Source organism: Pedobacter sp. BG31 (genome assembly GCF_042464845.1).
GTDB lineage: Bacteria > Bacteroidota > Bacteroidia > Sphingobacteriales > Sphingobacteriaceae > Pedobacter > Pedobacter suwonensis.
This window is the reverse complement of record NZ_JBHNZK010000023.1, coordinates 23,083-44,744: the sequence shown is the minus strand read 5'-3', so window position 1 is coordinate 44,744 and position 21,662 is coordinate 23,083. Positions and strand designations below refer to the sequence as shown.

At 38.1% G+C, this 21,662-nt stretch carries 20 protein-coding genes; 13 read left to right on the top strand and 7 right to left on the bottom strand.

The window, feature by feature from the left end:
* Positions 1 to 10 precede the first annotated feature (10 nt).
* Both ACFE6N_RS20865 and ACFE6N_RS20860 read right to left on the bottom strand, forming a co-directional pair.
* A complete protein-coding gene (locus tag ACFE6N_RS20865) occupies positions 11 to 1,360 on the bottom strand; it encodes a M28 family metallopeptidase (RefSeq protein ID WP_378939704.1) in 1,350 nt (449 codons plus the stop codon).
* A gap of 311 nt (positions 1,361 to 1,671) precedes the next feature.
* Positions 1,672 to 2,292: a hypothetical protein gene (locus tag ACFE6N_RS20860; RefSeq protein ID WP_378939702.1), complete on the bottom strand. Its 621-nt coding sequence runs from the start codon at positions 2,290 to 2,292 to the stop codon at positions 1,672 to 1,674.
* 477 nt (positions 2,293 to 2,769) lie between these two features.
* Between ACFE6N_RS20860 and ACFE6N_RS20855 the strand changes: the two genes are divergently transcribed.
* The 4 genes from ACFE6N_RS20855 (at position 2,770) to ACFE6N_RS20840 (ending at position 6,959) form a co-directional block, all read left to right on the top strand.
* Positions 2,770 to 3,435 (top strand): heme exporter protein CcmB, encoded by a 666-nt coding sequence (locus ACFE6N_RS20855; RefSeq protein WP_378939700.1) that lies wholly within the window; start codon positions 2,770 to 2,772, stop codon positions 3,433 to 3,435.
* Between the two features lie 114 nt (positions 3,436 to 3,549).
* Positions 3,550 to 4,212 carry a cytochrome c biogenesis protein CcsA gene (gene ccsA / locus ACFE6N_RS20850; RefSeq protein WP_378939698.1) on the top strand — a complete coding sequence of 221 codons (663 nt, stop codon included), beginning with the start codon at positions 3,550 to 3,552 and terminating at the stop codon, positions 4,210 to 4,212.
* Between the two features lies 1 nt (position 4,213).
* Positions 4,214 to 4,435 carry a CcmD family protein gene (locus ACFE6N_RS20845; protein WP_378939696.1) on the top strand — a complete coding sequence of 74 codons (222 nt, stop codon included), beginning with the start codon at positions 4,214 to 4,216 and terminating at the stop codon, positions 4,433 to 4,435.
* Between the two features lie 1,102 nt (positions 4,436 to 5,537).
* Positions 5,538 to 6,959: a Glu/Leu/Phe/Val dehydrogenase gene (locus ACFE6N_RS20840; RefSeq protein ID WP_090981877.1), complete on the top strand. Its 1,422-nt coding sequence runs from the start codon at positions 5,538 to 5,540 to the stop codon at positions 6,957 to 6,959.
* A gap of 142 nt (positions 6,960 to 7,101) precedes the next feature.
* Here ACFE6N_RS20840 and ACFE6N_RS20835 read toward each other — a convergent pair whose 3' ends face one another.
* The 4 genes from ACFE6N_RS20835 to ACFE6N_RS20820 form a co-directional block, all read right to left on the bottom strand.
* Positions 7,102 to 8,706 carry a Na+/H+ antiporter gene (locus ACFE6N_RS20835; protein WP_378939693.1) on the bottom strand — a complete coding sequence of 535 codons (1,605 nt, stop codon included), beginning with the start codon at positions 8,704 to 8,706 and terminating at the stop codon, positions 7,102 to 7,104.
* Positions 8,707 to 8,812: 106 nt separating this feature from the next.
* Positions 8,813 to 10,207, bottom strand: a complete 1,395-nt coding sequence (locus ACFE6N_RS20830) for a hypothetical protein (protein WP_378939691.1) — start codon at positions 10,205 to 10,207, stop codon at positions 8,813 to 8,815.
* Between the two features lie 125 nt (positions 10,208 to 10,332).
* Positions 10,333 to 12,366, bottom strand: coding sequence for a hypothetical protein (locus tag ACFE6N_RS20825; protein ID WP_378939689.1), 2,034 nt, complete (start codon positions 12,364 to 12,366; stop codon positions 10,333 to 10,335).
* A 60-nt stretch (positions 12,367 to 12,426) separates the two neighbouring features.
* Positions 12,427 to 13,107, bottom strand: coding sequence for a hypothetical protein (locus ACFE6N_RS20820; RefSeq protein WP_378939687.1), 681 nt, complete (start codon positions 13,105 to 13,107; stop codon positions 12,427 to 12,429).
* A gap of 254 nt (positions 13,108 to 13,361) precedes the next feature.
* Between ACFE6N_RS20820 and ACFE6N_RS20815 the strand changes: the two genes are divergently transcribed.
* From ACFE6N_RS20815 to ACFE6N_RS20775, 9 genes are all read left to right on the top strand, one after another.
* On the top strand, positions 13,362 to 13,796 hold the full coding sequence (locus ACFE6N_RS20815; protein WP_145855931.1) for a cytochrome c maturation protein CcmE: 435 nt from the start codon (positions 13,362 to 13,364) through the stop codon (positions 13,794 to 13,796).
* A 5-nt stretch (positions 13,797 to 13,801) separates the two neighbouring features.
* Positions 13,802 to 16,267 (top strand): heme lyase CcmF/NrfE family subunit, encoded by a 2,466-nt coding sequence (locus ACFE6N_RS20810; RefSeq protein WP_378939685.1) that lies wholly within the window; start codon positions 13,802 to 13,804, stop codon positions 16,265 to 16,267.
* 3 nt (positions 16,268 to 16,270) lie between these two features.
* Complete coding sequence (locus ACFE6N_RS20805; protein ID WP_378939683.1) at positions 16,271 to 17,035, top strand: Rossmann-like and DUF2520 domain-containing protein; 765 nt, start codon at positions 16,271 to 16,273, stop codon at positions 17,033 to 17,035.
* A 40-nt stretch (positions 17,036 to 17,075) separates the two neighbouring features.
* Positions 17,076 to 17,408, top strand: a complete 333-nt coding sequence (locus ACFE6N_RS20800) for a 2Fe-2S iron-sulfur cluster-binding protein (RefSeq protein WP_025143142.1) — start codon at positions 17,076 to 17,078, stop codon at positions 17,406 to 17,408.
* 87 nt (positions 17,409 to 17,495) lie between these two features.
* On the top strand, positions 17,496 to 17,738 hold the full coding sequence (gene iscX, locus ACFE6N_RS20795; RefSeq protein WP_090981895.1) for a Fe-S cluster assembly protein IscX: 243 nt from the start codon (positions 17,496 to 17,498) through the stop codon (positions 17,736 to 17,738).
* 77 nt (positions 17,739 to 17,815) lie between these two features.
* Positions 17,816 to 18,343: a KdsC family phosphatase gene (locus ACFE6N_RS20790; protein WP_378939680.1), complete on the top strand. Its 528-nt coding sequence runs from the start codon at positions 17,816 to 17,818 to the stop codon at positions 18,341 to 18,343.
* A 172-nt stretch (positions 18,344 to 18,515) separates the two neighbouring features.
* A complete protein-coding gene (locus ACFE6N_RS20785) occupies positions 18,516 to 19,346 on the top strand; it encodes a universal stress protein (protein ID WP_378939678.1) in 831 nt (276 codons plus the stop codon).
* Positions 19,347 to 19,447: 101 nt separating this feature from the next.
* On the top strand, positions 19,448 to 19,837 hold the full coding sequence (locus tag ACFE6N_RS20780; protein ID WP_090981903.1) for a Spy/CpxP family protein refolding chaperone: 390 nt from the start codon (positions 19,448 to 19,450) through the stop codon (positions 19,835 to 19,837).
* Between the two features lie 69 nt (positions 19,838 to 19,906).
* Positions 19,907 to 20,473 (top strand): Maf family protein, encoded by a 567-nt coding sequence (locus tag ACFE6N_RS20775; RefSeq protein ID WP_378939675.1) that lies wholly within the window; start codon positions 19,907 to 19,909, stop codon positions 20,471 to 20,473.
* A 259-nt stretch (positions 20,474 to 20,732) separates the two neighbouring features.
* Here ACFE6N_RS20775 and ACFE6N_RS20770 read toward each other — a convergent pair whose 3' ends face one another.
* On the bottom strand, positions 20,733 to 21,647 hold the full coding sequence (locus tag ACFE6N_RS20770; protein WP_378939673.1) for an exopolyphosphatase: 915 nt from the start codon (positions 21,645 to 21,647) through the stop codon (positions 20,733 to 20,735).
* Positions 21,648 to 21,662 lie beyond the last annotated feature (15 nt).

Genomic DNA, 21,662 nt, shown 5'->3' with positions numbered 1-21,662 from the left:
AATATTTTAATTATCTGCCTATACCGGGTACTACGGGTAAACTCTCATTACCATCATTTCCAACACTCTGAACGGCGAATAAATAATTGTCTTTACTGTAGGGCAATCTTAATTCGGTAGCGGAAGTGAAAAATTTCTTTTCCCAAACAGCGCTGCTGGTTTCGCGCACTAATACATAATAGCCTTTCACCGTACCATTAAGGGGTGCTTTCCAGTATAAAAAAGTCGAGTTGCTCAGGTTTTTAACGTCAACCTTTACTTCGGTTGGGCTTGAAGGGGCTTTGGCCAGATTGGCTAAAACAGCAATATTTACACCTGTGTTTTTGCGTAAATATTCAAAATCCATAAATTCCTGCAGATCGCCATACCGCACACCATTTTCTGTTCTAAGATCTTGATGCTGATGATCGAAGTTCTCGTTCATTTCGGTGATGCGTACGGCTGTAAAACCATTTTCTACGAATGGGGTATGGTCTCCGCCACGTAGAAACCGGTCGTTTCTGTAAATTAATTTAACTTCTAACTGATCTACATAACGCTCGCCTATTTCTTTAACATAACGTGCCAACTGACGGCTTTTACCATCGTTCTCCAAGCCAAACTGGCGGATACTTTTGGCATTTTTATCCAGCTCGAAACTGGGTAAACCCTCACTAAATACACGCAGCCTGGTATTATCAATAATTTGTGTTTCGCTGCTATTGTTACTGCCAATCATATCATTGTTCAGCATGGCATCCACGTTCCAGTTTTCTTTTTTAGCTTTTGCTGCCATAAAACCAGAACCCAGTAGAGATTGTTCTTCTCCGCTTACGGCTACAAATATGATGGTTGCCGGAAATTTATACTGACTCATAATTCGTGCAGCCTCTATTACGCCTGCTACTCCGCTGCCATCATCGTTAGCGCCCGGCGCATCGCTGGTTCTGTTCATCACATCCGTAACACGGCTATCCAGGTGTCCGCTTACTACATAAACCCGTTTATCGTTGGTATCCGTGCCTTTTAATATGGCTACGGCATTACCTAAAAGTGTAGGCTGATCTACTCTTTTACCGTCAGGTTTGAAGGTAATGGTATCCAGGTACGCAGTAAGCCTGCCATCACTTTGCTTCGCAAACTGGTTAAATTTATTCAGCACCCAAGTTCTGGCCGCTCCGATGCCTTTTGTTTTACTTTTAATATCGCTAAGGGTGTTTCTGGTTCCGAAAGAAACCATTTTACTGATGTACGATTTTAGCGAATCGGGATTTACAGTCTTAACCATTTTATCGATATCCTGATTTCGGTTAACCACAACCTGAGCCTGTAGCGATGAACTAATGGCAACAAAAGTAAGTAGGGTATAGGCTTTTTTCATTTGAGGAGGCTTTTTTGGAAACTAATGATTTTATTTATAACGAAGATATTAAATGATTGCCGGAATGTGAATGGCTAAAAATTAAAGGCATGTAACAATTCGGCGTAAAAAAGCCCTTTAGAGGCATTAAATTACACAAGGTAATGGATTTCTTCTGAAATACACTATGTATTTAGATCGGTAAAGTCAGTTATATTCTTTTTATCGTATTAAATTACAATTGTATCCAGATTTAAATACCCTTCTGGAAGCATTTGGACATAAAAAAGGCTCTTTGAAACGAATCAAATGGCCTTGACTTAATTTCGATATTACTTTGTAACTGCTGATGTTATTTCGTGTGTTCGGCTCCAATTGCCAAAAGCTTTTTTTGCTGAAGCTTTAGCTGTATTTAAATCAATATCGCCTGCAATGGTCAGAAATGTTTTTTCAGGAGAAATCTGGTTATAAAAGTTTTTAACATCGGCCAGTGTTAAGGCGTTGATCGAATTTTCATTTACCGTTTGATCATAATCATGATCTTGTTGCTTTATGCTGGCCATCAATTTAGCTTTTGCCACTTCAAAGGTAAGTTGATCAAAGCTTGCATTTTGAATTACCGAAGCCATCTGTGTCAGGTCTTTCTCCAGGTCAGTATTTAACGTGGCCAGCTTACCACTATTGTCTTTAAAACTGATGTTGGGGCTTTTACTTGCATTTTCATTTAGCACGGCATTTAATAGCTCAACTATACCGTCTTTTTTAGTGTCAAATGCTTTGATATCCAAGGTGAAACTGGAATAGGCCTTCGGCGATTTATTATTTTCTGAAATAATAATGTTCATGCCATTCTTAAGTTTGTAACCCACCGGCTCTTTAAAAGTCTGTGCTTCGACTGTAAAAATGGAAAGGACAGCAACAGTAGAAAGTACAATTGTTTTGATTTTGTTCATTTTGTTTTTTTATTGATAATAAGGATAATCGTCAGTAGATCTTTTGGCATGACAAATCATTGATTTTTCAATGCATTGAGCATAAATGGTGAGATTTACAAGAACTGGCCTATATACGTTGCTACATCCGAAATGGATTTTGGCAAACGGATATTTTATTCATTTCGTTCATTATGCTATTCCGAATTATTTGCGCCGCATTAATTATATTATTTGAGACAGCGACCTTTAAGGTCGATAATTAGCAAAAAGTTGATTCACCTTTAGAAACTGGTTGACAAAGACGAAAATATCAATAGGCCGGAGGAGACTGGCTATTATAGCGCGTACTGTGGCGTCCCTGTTATTGGATAATGGAACATTAACAATAGGTTATTTTTCCAAAGGCAGGACGATTGCCTGGTTCATTCAAACAAAATTACAACAATACAACAATTTAGGCGCGCAATATTTATCAATAAAAGTATCTTTGCTGCTATGCAATTGGCCAAAGAGGTTAAATATTTAATTCACAAGGAAGTATTGTTAGAGTGGCGCTCCAAATATACCATTAACGGTGTATTACTTTATGTGGTCTCTACCATTTTTACATGTTACCTCTCTTTTGTTAGCCTTGGCGATAAATTAACCTGGAACGCACTCTTTTGGATCATTATGCTTTTTGCCTCGATCAATGGCGTATCGAAAAGCTTTTTACAGGAAACCAAAGGTCAGCAGTTATATAGTTATGTATTGGCCAGTCCGGCTGCAGTGTTAATATCCAAAACGGTGTACAATACACTACTGATGTTGGTCCTTACTACTATTGCTTTAGGTTTTTATACTTTGGTTTTTGATTCTTTTACGCCGCCCGATCTATTGCTGTATTATGTAGCTGTATTATTGGGTAGTATCAGTTTTTCTACTGTATTTACCATGGTTTCGGCCATAGCGAGCAAAGCGGGTAACGGTGGGATGCTGATGGCTATTTTAAGCTTTCCGATCATTATCCCGGTATTGATTCTGCTAATTAAACTGGCTAAAAATGCGGTTGATGGTCTGCCATGGGAGAATAGTTACGATGAAATATCGATGTTGCTGGTGGTGAATGTACTTGTGGTTGCAACCTCTTTACTGTTATTTCCTTACCTTTGGAGGGATTAAAAAATGATTAAATGAATGATTGAATTATAAAATGAGAAATTCTTTATGATTATTTAAGTCAGAAAAAAAGACCATTCTCTCCTTCAAAGCTCAATCATTCAAAATTATATATGTATGCATAAAACTTGGTGGAAAATTTTAGGTTCGGTTTTGGTAATTTATACGGCAATAGCGGGTTTATTGCTCGGCGTACCACATTTGCCGATATTGAACGAAACGATAAGAAATCTTTATTTTCACGTGCCCATGTGGTTTGCTATGATTGTACTGTTTTCGATCTCAGTCTTTTATAGTATAAAATCGTTGAGTACGAAAAGTGAAATTGATGATATCAAAGCTGTTGAAAGTGTTAATGCCGGTATTATTTTTGGTATTCTAGGTTTAATTACCGGTGCCATTTGGGCTAAATTTACCTGGGGACAGTTCTGGAGTTTCGATCCTAAACAGAATTTTGCAGCCATTTCAATATTGCTGTATTTTGCTTATTTAATTCTTCGCAATGCGATTGATGAAGAACAAAAAAGAGCAAAGATTTCTGCCATTTACAATATTTTTGCCTTTCCGATGATGGTGGTATTGCTTTTTGTTTTACCCCGGCTAAAAGATTCCTTACATCCGGGCAATGGCGGTAACCCTGGTTTTAACAGTTACGATTTGGATAGTCGCATGCGCATGGTGTTTTACCCTGCATGTTTGGGCTGGATCCTGATTGGCTATTGGGTATATACCATTCGTTTCAGAATACGTACTATTGAGAACAAACAACAACATAACTAAAATGAAGAAAATATTTTTCTCCCTGATATTAATGATGGCCACTATGCAGTTATTTGCGCAAGATAATGGCGTAGAAATGGCCGATAGTCTTCGTAGCAATGGAAAAATTTACGTAGTGGTTGTCTGTATCGTAATTATTCTAGTAGGTTTGCTCGCATACCTTTTCTCCATCGATAGAAGATTAAAAAAAATCGAAAAAGAAAACCACATCAGTGATAAATAAAGGATCGTAATTGCGATAGTCCGGATAATTTTTTAAAGGGGATCAATATCAGTTGATCTCCTTTTTTATGGTGCGCCGGGCATGGCAATCGACTATAGGGTTAGAGTCCCGAACACGCTTAGCAGTAGGAAGTGTTAGCTAAAGACAAGGGTGTCGTGGGTGACTGCGAATCTGAAGGAAGTCGGCGGCAAATATGGGGGCTTACGAACAGAAACTGTATATGAGGCGGATCTAGTCTGGGTGATGTTGCCATACAAACAGAAGCCCAGTACTGCACGGAGACTATTACGTAAATACAGAGGCCACATCCATAGGAAGTAGATTGTCTTACCCCGGGAGATCTGAATGAGTTCTGTCAAGAGTAAGCGCGATTACAGGAGAGGAAACATTTGGCGGGGACGTTCAATGGCTCACTCAGAAGTCAGCAGCGGTCGTAGTACTGCATTTTAAGGTGCAGGAAGGACCAAATGTTGAAATGGCAAAGGAAACAGGAAGTTTATGGCAGAGCGTTTACAGTGGAATTACATTAGAGAACTGCTTATATGAGGGTAGGACGGAATCCGAGAGTAAAATATAAGAGGAGCTGAGCCGAGCCGTGCAACCAATGTGCACAATGCCTGGCAATAGGTGAATATCATCGGTTGTCAAGAGATACTGTTTCAACAAACCGCTGTATACCGAACGGTACGTACAGTGGTATGAGAGGACAGATAGGGAACTAATCCCTATCTTCCTACTCGATTCTTATTTTTTGGTCTGAAATTATGATATTGATAATTTCAGCTGTTTTTTTGTTTGTTGATTAATCAGTATCGTAAAAAAACAGACCTGTGGATATTTTTTTTATAATTTTTTTTCGTCAGATTAAGCCGCGAAAAAACCTATTAAATTAGTAGTTTTATTCCTGTCGAAGGATGGGTATATAGCTGTTTAAACCTATTTAAATATTGTTTTTGAACAGATCTGCATCATCGGTATAACGCCTTTTACATGCGCTATATAAGGTGGTGTTAGCTGTACACTAAGTATTTTTGCATTTGGATATGTGCATTTTTTTTAGGCAATTTTGCACCGAAAACTTATTCAATATAAAAAATAAATAATGGCTAATCTAGCAGACGAGAACAAGTTCTTTGCAGATGTTTGTAAGAACTTTGACAGTGCGGCTCAATTTACCAATCATCCTGAAGGTTTATTGAACCAGATTAAAACATGTAATAGTGTATATCGTTTCCAGTTCCCCATCCGCCGTGGAAATGGTTTTGAAGTAATTGATGCCTGGCGCGTAGAACACTCTCACCACATGAGCCCTACCAAAGGGGGGATCCGTTACAGTGAAATGGTAAACGAAGATGAGGTTATGGCGCTGGCTGCCCTGATGACTTACAAATGTGCTATTGTTAACGTTCCATTTGGCGGTGCAAAAGGCGGTATCAAAATCAACACCAAACAATACAGTGTTGCCGAACTGGAAACCATTACCCGTCGTTATACAACTGAATTAATTAAGAAAAACTTTATCGGTCCCGGCATTGATGTTCCTGCTCCTGATTATGGATCTGGTGAACGCGAAATGAGCTGGATTGCCGATACTTATATGACCATGAATCCTGGTCAGCTCGATGCTTTGGGCTGCGTTACCGGTAAGCCGATTGCTTTGCACGGTATCCGTGGCCGTAAAGAAGCTACCGGCCGTGGCGTAGCTTATGCCGTACGTGAATGTGTTGAAGTTGCAGAAGATATGGCTAAGTTAGGCTTTAAAGCCGGTTTGGGCGATAAAAGGGTAATTGTTCAGGGATTAGGTAACGTGGGTTATCACTCTGCTAAATTCTTGTCTGAATTTGGAGCAACAATAGTTGGCCTTTGTGAATTTGAAGGTGCGATTTACAATCCTGATGGATTAAACGTTGATGAAGTTTTTGCACACCGTAAAAACACAGGTTCAATTTTAGATTTTCCAGGTGCCACCAGCTTTAAAAATTCAATGGAAGGTTTAGAGCAGGACTGCGATATCATCGTTCCGGCGGCTTTGGAAAACCAATTTACAGAACTTAATATCCGCAACATTAAAGCGAAAATTATTGCAGAAGGTGCTAACGGACCAACTACACCAGAAGCTGAAGCCATTTTTACCGAAATGGGTGGTATCATCATTCCTGATATGTATTGCAACGCGGGAGGTGTTACGGTTTCTTATTTCGAATGGTTGAAAAACCTTTCTCACGTGGCTTTTGGTCGTATGGAGAACCGCTATGCAGCTAACTCAAATGCGAATCTGATCAATACTTTAGAAAACCTGACCGGTAAAACCATTCTTCCTGAACACCGTTTGATGATTGTTAAAGGCGCATCTGAAATGGAACTGGTTAATTCTGGTTTAGAAGATACGATGATCCATTCGTACCACGAAATCCGCGAAACGTTGATGACCAAACCTGGTACCAAAACATTAAGAACGGCTGCTTTCGTTAATTCGATTGATAAAATTGCGGTTTCTTACATGAATTTAGGTGTTTGGCCATAAGGACACAAAGCCGAAAGACTAAAGCTTAAAGCGAAAATCCCTGCAGATGTAACATTTGCAGGGATTTTTTTTACTTGCCAGTTTTGCTTACTGTTCTTTAACAACCAGACGTTTTCTATTTATCCGGCTTTTAAAACAAGCACTAAGAGATAATACTCAACTCTTCTAAATCCAGCCTCCATTCTTCTTTCCTGATCACTTCATCATCGTATTTTTTGTTGCGTTTTAAATGATGTAACTCATCGCGCTGAATTTGAATTAAGGCCAGCACGATTTCCCGGTAGGCTTTTAAATCTTCTTTATCAATTTCGCCTCTTCTATAAGCGTGGATATTATCCCTTTTTTCTTTTAAAGCATGTTGTAACTCTGCTTTTAGGTTAACCATTAACTCATTGTGGGTGCATTGGTGCTGATAATCGGCATTTAATTTATCTAAGGAAAGGTCTATCAATTTTAGTTTAATCTGGTTTGTCTGCTCCTGTTCCGTTAATTTGCTCTTAGGCTCCGGAATTTTGAGCCATTTGATTACCAGGGGAAGGGTAAGTCCCTGCAAAACCAGCGTAATGAAAATGACCACAAAAGTGATGAATAAAATCAGGTTCCTTAAAGGAAAAGCCACCGAATCAGAAATCATAACCGGAATGGAAAGTGCTGCGGCTAAAGATACCACGCCTCTCATCCCCGCGTAAATGATCACGACATATGAATGCCAGGTCATATCCCGGTAACGTATTCGTGTTTTTTTATTAAAGAGCAGTGTAATCTGAGCGGTTGAAACCAACCATACCATGCGGACAAAAAGTGCCAGTATGCTAATCCCGAATCCGTAACCGATAGCTTTGGTTATCGGATAATCAGGCCCTAAGCCGTTTACAATATCCGGTAGGGCCAGGCCAATTAATATAAATACAACACCGTTGAGCATAAATATTAATGATGACCATACGTTAACCGTTTTTATTCTGGAACTTGAGGTTAAGATGATATGTGATTGACTGGAGAGTAACAAGCCTCCTGATACAACTGCCATTACGCCAGACGCTTCAAAATGCTCGGCAGTGATGTACATAAAGTATGGCGTAAGTAAGGTCAGTACGGTATCAATATTATCGGTTGTTGGTAACCAACGGTGGATCACATAAAAAATACCGCCAACAGCAAGACCGATTAAAATACCAAGGCCAGCAACAGTAACGAAGCTTACCGCGGCATCCTGCATTACAAATGTTCCGCTAACTATAGTAGCTAATGCAAATTTAAACACAATTAAACTGGAAGCATCATTTACCAGACTCTCTCCTTCCAGTAAAGTACTTACCACCTTTGGAATCTTCATGCCTTTTAATACCGCTGCTGCGGCAACGGCATCTGGTGGCGAAACAATGCCCCCCAATAAAAAACCCAACGCCAGGGTAAAACCAGGTATAAATATTACAGATGCATAAGCAACCGCCACCGAGGTAATAAAAACCAAACCCACGGCCATTAAAAATATACCACCCTTAAATTCCCAAAAGTCTTTCCATGAGGTAAACCAGGCAGCTTCATAAAGTAAAGGCGGTAAAAAAAGCAGGAAAACAAGATCGGGATCAATTTTGATATGTGGAATACCCGGAATAAAGCCAATAAGTAAGCCGGCCAATACCAAAAAAATCGGATAGGAGATTTTGATCTTCTGGCCAACCATTACCAACAGGGTTACGCCTAAAAGTAAAACCAAAATAAGAATCAAATTATCATGAAGCATTTAAGATGTTTTTAGGTGATCAACTTACGAATATACCAACGTTTGATTAAGAAAATAAAGAACAGATACAACAGCGTATATTTATGCTTTTATTTTGGGAGTGATTTTACTTGCGTGCCGGAATATCAACAGATAAATTAAAATTTAAAGAGCTGTTGAAGCCATTTTCAAACATTTTTAAAAGTTGAATGAGGGCATTGGCATCTTTGTTTAAAAATAAAAGTTCCGATTCAAGTTTAATTTTGTCTTTCCCTGCGCTTTTTGCTTTAATCTCCAACTGACTAAAAGTACCCAGTTTGTCTGCAATCAATGGTATTGATGTTTGTTTAATTAACTTTTTGAAATCTACTTTAAAATAAAAGAAATCAGCAGATGATACCCTTTTTGAATCAGGTTTAGCATCCTTAACGGTAGTGAATAAAACGTTGCCATTACCACCTTTAAAATAAACCTGGTACAATGGAATCATTAAACTGCTAATCTTTCCGGTAGATTGATCCAGCGCACCCAGCGATTTCAGATAATTGCCTACTGCCTGATCATCGGCACTCAGATTGACGTTAACCGAAGGAATCTTATGGTCTTGAAGTATTTTTTTCTCTACCTGCTCAAAGTTTTCATTGTATTCGTAACCTACGATGGTATCTACCTGTGTAATGGTTTTTGTCCATTCAAAATCCATATAATCTTTGTAAAACCTGAAAAAACTATCCTTTGATAGTAACGAGGGATTTACGGTTTGATTTTTCTTAATAAAATCCGGTTTGATTTTTCCGTTTAACCACATACCCAATGTACTTTCTGGATTTAACATCCGATGCCTGGGTTGTACAGCAGGCTCTATCCATTTATTCTCGAATTCACCGCTGAAATCAATTTTTCCATCTGTAAAATTAATCCTGCTTAAATTTTCTGCATTTTGAAAAGAGAGGTGATCGGAAAGACTGGTCATTTGTGCAAACTTGCTATCACTAATTTTAACCATGTTTTTCTGATCCTGGATCTCGTACAGTATGTTTTTTACCGGCTCCTTCGCCATGGTGAATGCGAAGCTTACAGTTGTTTTGTTAAACAGAACACAAAATGTTGAGTCTGCAGATTGAAAAAAATGGGCATCCTTTTTTAACAATGTAAGCTTTTTCTGAATAAAAGTATCAAATGCCAAACTATCGGCTATTTCTAAACGGGTGTAAAAAGTATTTACAGCTTTTCCTTTTAAGGTGTATAGGTAAATGTTTGCGGGGATATTTAAACCTGTATTTAAATCATTAATCTTTTCTCTGATCCCTTTCTTGTCCGTTCCGGAATATTGACTGGGATGTTTCAGATAACTAACAGCCAGGGTCTTGTATAGTTCATCTACATTTATTTTTAATAAAGTCTGGGTAGTAACAGGAATTAATATTTTGCTGGCCTGGATTTGCCTGTATTTAAACAAGCCGAAATAAAAAACAAGCAGCAATAGAATTATCGCTGCTGTTATTTTTAAAAATTTCTTCATGAGAATGGTTACTGTATAATTGGTTAACTGTGGCGTAGCCAACCGGAAATTATTAACTGCCAATTGCCAATTGAAAAACTACCAACTAGAAACTGCCAACTGAAAACTGTTAATTGTAAACTGCTCTACTTAGCTGCATTTTCAATTAACGAGAATAAATACTTCAAAGCATTTTCGTGGCCGTTCGGAATTTCTGCACTGATATCTGCTGATACCAGCTTCCCTTTGATCGGGTTAGATTTTATATATACATTGCCCATTTTTTCCAGAGTGCTGTTGAATTTCTTCGCCGTTTCGTCTCCACCCATTTCAGAAGCAGGCACTTTGCCCACCAGGTTTTTAGCATTAAATAAAAAGCTGAAATTGTTTTTGCTCAATAGTTGCTTATGCATTTTACTTAATTTATAACTGCCGTATTGATTATTTTGAATGCCCTGCATTTCGGTTAAAGAATTGCCAAAAAACACGATACCATCTTTAATTTGTAAATAAACATCAATCGGACTTTTCTTTTCCATTAGTTTATAAATGTTGCCCTCAGCTGTTACGAAATTTTTGTTTATACCGTATTTAATCAGTTTATTAATCAATCTGGTATCATCAGATGAGAACATGAAAAGGAAATCAGGTAACACTTCATTTTTGGTTTTTGTTACTTCTTTTTGTTTATAATCGTCGTCATACTCGTAAGCGGTATAAGTAACTTCCTTTGTATTTAATCCATTGATTACAAATAATGCGTCGCCCTTGATTACTTTGCTTACGGCTTCTTCGTCTAGCAATAGCGAAATCAGATCGGCACCCAGGTCCATTTCTTCGTCCATTTTAGCCCCCATAAAAGAACCATAGGTTTGTTTCAATAATTTGGGGAATTCTTCCAGGTATGCTTTGGTATCGATTGAATAGCTCATAAAACCAAGTGCTTTCTCGCTGTTCACATATTTCAGAAATTTTTTGTTTAACTTTCTGTTCAGGATTTTTTTATAGGAATCTGCCTGTTCCTGTGATAGTTCTAAGCCTGTGGAGATGCGAAAGCTTTTGTTGTCCATAAAAAGTTTTGCATTCAGGCTGCCGTAACCTTTCATCAAACCTGCTTTACCATAAGTACCAAAACCCGGCGCGATTATATTGTATGCATCCTGAAGGCTTGAAACCCAAAGTTCTGCAATAGCTTTGTTATCTAAACTTGCTGCGTACGATTTATTGTTTTCGATAGATTGATAATTTCCATTGAAAATTTGATCAGCTTGAGCGGTCATCCAAACTAGAGCGAGCCTTTTTTTCTTGGCATCCTGTTCTGCACGTTCTTGCTGATACGTATCATATTGTGCATCAATATTAGCTTTGGCAGTTGCAGTAGAATCAACAGCTTCTTCGCTGGGATCTGCCTCCATTTCAAACTCGACGTTCTGCGTCCATGTTACTTTCTTTGGTTTAACAGCTTTTTTCTTTCCTGTTTTTTTCTTTATGCTTCTTTTTTTTGATGTTTTGCCAGGAGACGCTTTTTTCTGAACTCTTGCTTTTTCAATAATTGGGGGGGCAGCTACCTCTACCATCGGTTCGGCTGTGGTGGTGTAAACAGTATCTGATACAACAACACTACTATCTGCAATGGCTACATCATCATAATTGTTCTGAAACCTGATTTCTTTTATTCCATAACGTGCAGATTTGGTAGAATCGGAAAAGAAAGAACTGTTAATGCTTCCTGCTACAAAATAGAGCATGTCGTTATTCCATTTAAGTATGCTCGTGCTATCAGGCAAAACCATTGTACGGATATCACCCTGTTGGGTAAATTTTTTCTCTTTGTTTTGAATCAGGCTTTCAAATTTCCCAGCGTCTTTTATCGGGATCAGAAAACAGTTGTAGGTAATACTATCGCTTAACTGGTTAAAGTAATACATGTTTTTCTCCACGTTAATTCCAAAATCTTCTATGCTGGTAAAATTTTGATCAAGTGATTTTGATGTTTCGGTCAGCAATTTCCTGCCCAGAAAAGATTCGTTAAAATCCTTAACAAACATGAGCTTAAAAACATTATCGCCTTTAATGGTAGCCACAGTGAAAGCATTTAAAGGGATTTTTTTAACCAGATCTTGTGCCCGGGTCACATTAAACGATAAAAAAAGGAAGATAGCAATTAGAATTTTTTTCATTTAGATAGATTTTAGAGATAGGCCCCATGCATTGCCCTTTCGACAAAATACAGGGTAAGTTTATTTAGAAAGTTGGATAGTATTGGATACGTTAACTTTGCCATTTATTAAATCAGTAATGCTGCTTTTTAACATGACTGCTTTTTTAGATTTAGATACATTTGATGCCGGATTGCTGCTACTTGTTACAGCCGACTCGAAACGATAGATGCTGGTGTAGGTGGCGCCGTTAAAAACAGATTTGTCTTTTGCTTTTAACTTATTGAATGCTGTTTTGGCATTGCCGATGGCCTGGTATTTACGGCTAAAGGTTTTGCTGGCCTTATTGTAGAGGTAAGATGAAGTATTGGTTGCCTTTATTTTTTGCCTCGCCAGAATGTTTTTGGTGATGTTGTTGATATTGGAAACATCTTTGAAAGAGAAACTAACGGTTGCAATGTAATTATTAAAATCGCTTGTGCTTTTTACATTAGAAATACCTTCCGATTTTTTTAAATAAGCCACAGCTTCGTTTAGTTCCTGCTGTATTTTTTGTTTACTGGGTACTTTGTAACCCTGTACACTATCTAACAGCATGACCGAAGCTACTTTGGTTTTACTTTGACTTAGGTTGATAGTCAGCACAACATCTCCGGTTCCATCGTTTTTTATCGAAATCTCTTCAATTACCTCAAAGCACGAGCTTAAAAGCGGTATTAAAACAATAAAGAACAAAAGTTTATAAAACTGTTTCAAGTTCATATTAATCCGGTTAATGTTTTACGGTAAAATGCGCAAAGAAATGGTTATCTGAAAGGCCAAACTTAATAATTTCGATACAAACTTTTAAATGATTTCAAATATTCGTTTAGATTGATTATAAATACCTGGTCCGGAAAAAATATTTAGTCTCAAAAATCAGCTGATTGTCAATATAAAGACAAGAAAAATGTAAAAGAATGCTGGCTAAGCCTATTTTTCTATCTTTGTTGCCAGTTTTTACAACCAGTATAACCATGAAAAAAAGTGCCATCATTGGATTGATTACCATCGCAATTTCTGTAGGAATTTTATTTAGCTTAAATGCGAATACTGATACCTATTCTAATTTTAAACAGGCAGCCCTTTCTGAAAAAGAAGAGCATGTGATGGGTTATTGGGTAAAATCGATGGGTACGCATTATGATGCAGTACAAGATGCGAACCGCTTTTCTTTCCATATGAAAGATGAGAAAGGAGAGGTGAGGGAGGTTATTTACGCAGGTACCAAACCGCAGGATTTCGAAAAATCAGAAAAATTGGTGCTTATCGGTAAAATGGATAAGGACAAATTTTACGCTTCAAAAATTTTAATGAAATGCCCTTCTAAGTATAATGATAATCTGGTAGAGATTAATAAAGATGGCAAAGTAGACACTGTAGGTAAGTACGGCGAGAAAAAATATAACTAATTTTAATGGATATTCAATTTGTAGGCGAACACCTGTTGCCAGGTAAAATCGGACAGTTTTTTATTGTACTGGCTTTTAGTGCATCATTACTATCAACTATATCGTACTTTTTTGCCAGTCGCGATAAAAACTTAACAGAAAAATCCTGGCGTAACTTAGGCCGGATCGGATATCTGATTAATTTTGCCAGTATTATCTGCATCGGTGCCGTGTTATTCTACCTGGTACTTGGTCATTATTTTGAATACTATTATGTTCAATCCCATTCTTCTAAACAACTTCCGGTTTACTATATCATATCTGCCTTTTGGGAAGGACAGGAAGGTAGTTTTTGGCTTTGGGCTTTCTGGCAATCCTTTTTAGGTACATTATTGATCTGGAAGGCTAAATCATGGGAAAGCCCTGTGATGACCGTTGTTGCTTTCTCTCAGGTTTTTTTAACCTCTATGCTTTTAGGTGTAGAGATTTTTGGCGAGCGCATCGGAAGTTCTCCATTTATCCTGTTAAGAGATGCATTAGATTTAAAAGCACAGGCACCTGTGGTTTTTGCAAACCCTGAAAATTATAAGAACTACCTGAAGTTCATTACCGATGGAAAGGGGTTAAATCCATTGCTGCAGAATTATTGGATGGTGATTCACCCGCCAACCTTGTTTTTAGGTTTTGCCAGCATGGTTGTTCCTTTTGCTTACGGTATTGCAGCTTTGTGGCAAAAAAGATATAAAGAGTGGATTAAGCCCGCTATGCCATGGACGCTTTTTGCGCTGATGGTTTTAGGAACAGGTATTATCATGGGCTCTTTCTGGGCTTATGAGGCGTTAAACTTTGGTGGTTTCTGGGCTTGGGATCCTGTTGAAAATGCTTCATTGATTCCGTGGTTAACCTTAATTGGTGCAGTACACGTGATGATTGCGTATAAAAATACCGGGCATGCCTATTTTACTGCAATTGCTTTGGTATTCCTAAGTTTTTTATTGGTATTGTACGCGTCTTTTTTAACCCGAAGCGGAATTTTAGGAGATACTTCAGTTCACTCATTTACCGATATGGGGATGTTTGGCCATTTGGTGTTATACAATGTGGTTTTCGCGGTTTTAGCTGTTGCTTTGATTATCAAGCGTTGGAAAGAATTGCCGATCACAACCAAGGATGAGGAAACCTATTCGCGCGAATTCTGGATGTTTATTGGTGCTTTGGTGGTAACCATTGCTTGTATTCAGGTTATTTTTTCTACTTCAGTTCCGGTATTTAACAAGGCCTTTGGTACTAATTTTACACCGCCTGTTGATGCTGTGAAATATTATAATCAGTGGCAGGCACCTTTCGCAATGGTAATTACCCTGATTTCGGGTTTTTCTCAGTACTTAAAATACAAGAGAACCGATCCGCGCAAATTTTATAGCAGTCTGGTATCTGTAATTGCTTTTTCTATCGTATTAACAGCAGGTTTAGTGTATGTGGCTGAAATTTACACCAATACCATGTACATCCTGATTACTTTCAGCTGTTTATTTGCGGTGCTTTCAAATGCTGGCGTATTGTACCAGGCCTTTGGTGGCAAGGCAAAGTTAGCAGGCTCAGCGATTGCGCATATCGGTTTTGCTTTCTTGATTTTGGGTGCTTTAATTTCTGCCGCTACTAATAAACCTTTATCTATTAATGCCAATAATTTTATTCCGGTAAAGGATTTTGAAAAGACAGAAAAGCCTGGAGAGAATATCATGTTGTATAAAAATGAGCCTAAAAAAATGGGTAAGTACACGGTAACTTATGTTAGCGATACAACTCAGGCTCCAAATACTTTTTATACGCTTAATTTTAAGGTTGTAGATAAAGACGGTAAGATTAAGGAAGATTTTAATTTGCACCCTCATACTCAGGATAATGAAAAAATGGGTTTAATTGCTTCTCCTGATACCAAACATTATCTTACCTATGATGTGTACACGCACATTACCAGTGCAGCAGTTAAACAAACTGCTCATGACGATCATGAAGGACATTCTGATGATGAGAATTATAAAGCACCACGTATTGTTAAGGTTTCGGTAGGTGATACCATTCATACCTCCAGCGGAGTGGTTACGGTTAAAGATTTGGATAGAAAACCAACAGCCAAAGATTTAGCACTTGCACAAGGCGATTATGCTGTGGGTTTACCTTTAGAAATTAACGCTGCAGGAAAAATTTATAACACAGAGCCTATTTTCTTAATTAAAGGCAACAATACTTTTGATTTTGCACGTAAGATAGATGAATTAGATTTGAAATTCCGTTTCTCGAATGTATTACCTGATGAGAAAAAAGTAGAGCTTCAAATTTTTGAGAAACCACAACAGGCTAAAGACTGGGTAGTTTTCAAAGCCATAGAATTTCCTTTTATCAATTTATACTGGGCTGGAACCATTGTAATGGTGGTGGGTTTCTTGCTTTCAATTTTCAGAAGGAGAAAAGAGGCCAAAACTGTATAAACCATGAAGATCGTTTTATTGGGGTCGGGTAATGTTGCCACAAACCTGGCAAAAGCACTTAAAGCAAATGGTGAAGATGTAATACAGGTGTACAGCCCGAATTTAGACCATGCAAGATCATTAGCTGATTTAATAGGGGCTGTTGGCATAAACGATCTTACTGAACTTGAACAACAGGCTGATTTGTATGTCATCTCGGTAAAGGATGATGCGATTGAAAGCGTTGCAAAATCATTGAAACATGTTACGGGCTTGGTGGTGCATACCTCTGGTACTACCGATATCGGTATTTTATCATCACAAGTTCAGCACGCTGGCGTTTTTTATCCGCTGCAAACTTTCTCAAAAGATAGAGAAGTTTTATTTGAAAACGTTCCGCTTTGTATTGAAGCAAACGGCGAAAAGCAATTAATGATTTTAAAAAATCTCGCAGCTAAAATAAGTCGGGAGGTGTATGAATTAAATGGAGAGAAGCGGAAAGTATTGCACCTTGCGGCGGTTTTTGCCTGTAATTTCCCTAATCACCTATACGCCCTGGCCAATAAAATTTTAAGCCGGAATGAGTTGGACTTCGAAATCATCAGGCCACTGATTGCAGAAACAGCCAATAAGGTAATGAGCAACCTGCCGGGAGATGTGCAAACCGGGCCAGCAATCAGAGCTGACGAAAGTACATTAAATAAGCATTTGAGCATGTTAACCGATATGCCCGAATTGCAGAACATTTATCAAACATTGAGCAATAGCATAAAATTAACGCTGAAATAGCATAATTACGGCTTTTGCTTATTACTTTTGCAAAATAATTATGAGCATTTTTAAACTGAAAATAAATTTTGAAGAAGCAGATCACGAATCTATTGAATTACCAATAGCAGCAGGAGAATCTGTTTTAGATGTTTGCCTGGATAATGGGATCGAATTACAGCACAACTGCGGAGGCGTTTGCGGTTGCAGTACCTGCCATGTGTATGTAACTAAGGGAATGGATAATATCGAAGAGATTTCTGACAAGGAAGAAGACTTTATTGATAGGGCTGTTCGTCCGAAAATTACTTCGCGTTTAGGCTGCCAGTGTGTGGTAATCAACGGCGATATTGAAGTAACCATTCCAGATCAGTCTGGTTTTATGGGACACTAGTTAGTTTAGCGTTTAGAGTCCTTAGTTTGGGGTCTGAAACTTTACAACATTAAAACATTCAACTTTATAACAACAAACGAACAAAACATGAATAACGATAAATTTGCTTTACCTTTTTACTGGAACGATTATGAAGACATTGCCATGTCTTTATATGAGAAATTCGGTGATGATTTTACAGAAGCCAGGATCTACCGCGTTCGCTTTACCGAACTTTTAGAATGGGTTTTATCTTTGCCTAATTTTAAAGGAACCCGTGAAGAAAGCAACGAAGGCCATTTGGAGCAAATTCAATCTGCCTGGGTTTACGAATGGAGAGATAACCAGTAACTTAGTTTGGAGTAAAGAGTTTGGAGTCTAGAGCCCCATTCTACTCTTAACTCCAAGCCCCAAACTCCCAGCTAAATATGTTTCTTCAGAAATTAAAAGAAATCACCACTTTCATTTTTGACGTCGATGGAGTGCTTACAGATGGATCAGTTCAGGTTACTGATAGCGGTCAATCTTTACGCACTTTTAACATTAAAGATGGTTATGCCCTGCAGCTGGCCGTTAAAAAGGGCTATAATGTTTGCATTATATCTGGTGGCGATGGTATCGCCATGGGAAAGCGTTTCTTAAATCTGGGTATCACCGATGTTTTCCTGGGGACAGGAGATAAGGTAGCCGTTTTTAATCAATATCTTCAGGATAAGAACATCACTTCTGGGGAAGTCCTTTACATGGGCGACGATATTCCTGATTTAAAAGTGATGAAACTGGTAGGCCTTCCAACATGCCCGGCTGATGCCGTGGAAGAAATAAAAGCAATATCCACATTCATTTCTCCTTACAAAGGCGGCAAAACTGCTGTGCGTGATATTATCGAGAAGGTAATGAAAGTGCAGGGCAAATGGTACGACGAAAATCCAAATGCTGCCGATTCAGGAAAATAGATTGATCAACCATTGTTAACTTCAATTTGATCATTACAAAGGTAGAATGACGCTACCATTATAAATCTCTACATCCAAAATTTGCAATACATCACATTATAAACGAAATTTGTTTAATCAATTTAATCAATCGATTGATTAAATTGTGTTTTGAAAACATAATTTTTATGATATGAGTAATTACCTTGTACCTGTCGATTTTTCCAAAACAGCCGATCATGCTGCGAAATATGCGGCCAGATTAAGTTTCGCAATGGCGAACGCTAAAATTATACTGCTTAATGCTTATTATGTTTCGACATACGAAAGCATCCTGCCGACACCTGATTTAATTGTCACCACAGACGAACATATTGCTGATGAAACGACACGCAGGCTTGAAGCGCTTGAAAAACTGAAGTTAAAAATGTTGGAGATTAATCCGGATGCCGAAATTGAGGTTTCTTTAACAAGGGAAACCATATTGAGATCAATCATCAATCGGGTTAATAAGGAAGAAATAGATTTGATTATTATTGGCAGCAATGGAAAAAAAGCCAAAGATGAGAGTGATATAGGTTCTAATGCCATTAAAATCTCCAAATCCAGCCCGGTGCCGGTTTTGGTCGTACCGCCTAAAGCCGATTATCATTCTATCCGTAAAGCTGTTTTAGCCTGCGATTTTAAAAAAGTTAAAGAAGTAATGCCTGTACAGTCGCTAAAAAATATCTTAAGCAAACACGCCCTAAAACTTCTGGTACTTAATATCAATTCTGGCCAAGCTATTGACTTGCAGGAAGAACATATTTTGCATGAAATGTTAAAAGATTTTTCACCTGATTACCATTACGCCGATCATCCGGATACCATTAAAGGAATTGTAAAATTTGCAAAAAGCGAAGAAGCGCAGTTGATCATTGCACTTCCAAAGAAATATAGTTTTTTTGAAAGCCTGTTGCACGAAAGTGTATCACAGAAGTTAACTATTAAATCGCACGTACCCGTGTTATTGTTAAAAGATTAGCCTTTTTTTTGCAACAGCTAAGTTACATGGTGTCTTTAAACTTTCATTTTCTTCTCCACTCCAATAAACTCAATTTGAACCAAAAATAACAAAAGAACAAAATGAAAAAATTAATGATGATTTGCGGACTAATGCTAGGCATAGCGGGTTTCGCTAATGCACAACAAGGTGGTGGACCAGGTAGAATGATGATGAAACCTGAAGAAAGGGTAAAACTGATGGATGAAAAGTTAAAGTTATCTGATGATCAGAAAACGAAACTCACCGCTGTTTTTACCGAGCAAGCCGAAACCATGAAAAAAATGCGCGAAGAAATGCAGGGTGGTGGCGATCGGGATGCAATGAGAGAGAAAATGCAAAAAATGCGTGCTGATAATGATGCAAAAGTAAATGCAGTATTAACTGATGATCAGAAAAAGACTTACGAAGCCTGGCAAAAAGAACAACGTGCTGAAATGGAAAAACGCAGGCAAGGTGGTGGAAATAACTAATCCTTATAAAATATTAAATAAGAAAAGCGGCTTTATGTCGCTTTTCTTATTTTAGCAGAAAAATAAAATATGCCAGTTCAGTTTCCGCCAATCATTTTAGCCTCTAAATCGCCCCGCAGGCAAGAACTTTTAACACTTATGGGCTTAACTTTTAAAGTTGAACTGAAAGATGTGGACGAAAGCTATCCTGGTGATTTAAGCCCGGCAGAGATTGCGGTTTATATTGCTGAAAAAAAAGCAAAAGCCTTTACAGCTGATGACGAAATTGTGATTACTGCTGATACGATTGTGGCCTTAAACGGTGAAATTTTGGGTAAACCAGCGGATAGGAAACATGCACAGGAAATGTTAACTAAGCTATCGGGCAGTAAACACGAGGTTTTTACCGGGGTAACGCTTGCCGGGGGAGGTCAGATCCATTCCTTTTATGATCGTACCATAGTTTACTGCAGGGCCGTTACAGCAGCAGAAATTGATTTCTATATCGATCATTATAAACCTTTTGATAAGGCGGGTAGCTATGGCGTACAAGATTGGTGGGGTATTGTCGTAGTAGAACGCATAGAAGGCTCGTATACAAATGTAATGGGCTTGCCAACAGAAAAGCTTTATAATGAACTCCTGAAGTTTATTTAAAAAGCCTTTGTGAAATTTTCTTGAGATTTCATCATATAAGAAAACAACAGCATGAAAACTATAGATTTGATAAAATGATACGTTCATCAATATATAATTGTAAATAAAGTTAAAGGTAGATTCAGAAGTTTTGGAACGAGTTGTCGGAGTATCTCAATTGAATTGAATGTATCATATCAAAGTACTTTCTCCATCTTGTTCTGCTCACTATAGACTAAGTTTAATGCGATATTATAGGCGGAATTATGACTTTTGATATTTACATCATGCTGGCAAGGATCCCCATTTTTAAATCATAGGAAGAGAGCATTAGCCGGTTTATTTTGGCTCTGCCCAATACGTAATTCGTAATTAAGGCCGCTATAACGATCATATCAACCCTTAATGGAATGATACCTGGCATTTCTACGCGCTGCTGGTGTGTAGAGTTGATCAGCTTTAATGAAATGTCAATATAATCATCATAGTTAAACAGGTACGTTTTTAACTGCTCAACGGCGATATTTTGGTGATGCTTTCCGGAAACCAATTCGGCAAATGTTTCGAATGCACCGGCTGAGCCAATTAAAATTTGTGGTTTATATTTTTCGCAGATTGCGAAAAGATCTGTCAGTTGTTGCTGGATGTGAAAAAGAATGTGCTGTTTATCTGGATCGGAAAGAGGATCAGAATTAAAGAATTTTTGCATTAACCTTGCTGCACCGATGTTATAACTTTTCTTCCAGATTAATTTTTCGCTGTCGCACAGAATAAACTCCACACTGCCGCCACCAATATCCATAATTAATGATGGCTCCTGTATAGCACCGCTCAGTTTTACGCCTTGATAAATCAGTTCAGCCTCCTCATCACCGCTAATTATTTCGATCTTTATTCCGGCCTGTTCTTTTACGGCATTAACAAAATCTTTCCCGTTTTCAGCACTCCTGACGGCTGATGTTGCCGTTGCCCTCACCAAATCAACCTGATAGTTAACAATGGTTTTGCTGAAATCTTTAAGGCAATCAATTCCCCTTTTAAACGCTGCCGGAATGATCGTGTTATCGTTGATTCTCCCTTCTCCTAATTTGACAGGTACATTGGTTTTATATAAAATTTCTGGCTGCTCTTCTGCCGTTTCAGCAATGAGTAGGTGGAAGGTATTGGTTCCAAGATCGATAACGGCAACACGCATATCTTTTGTTTTATT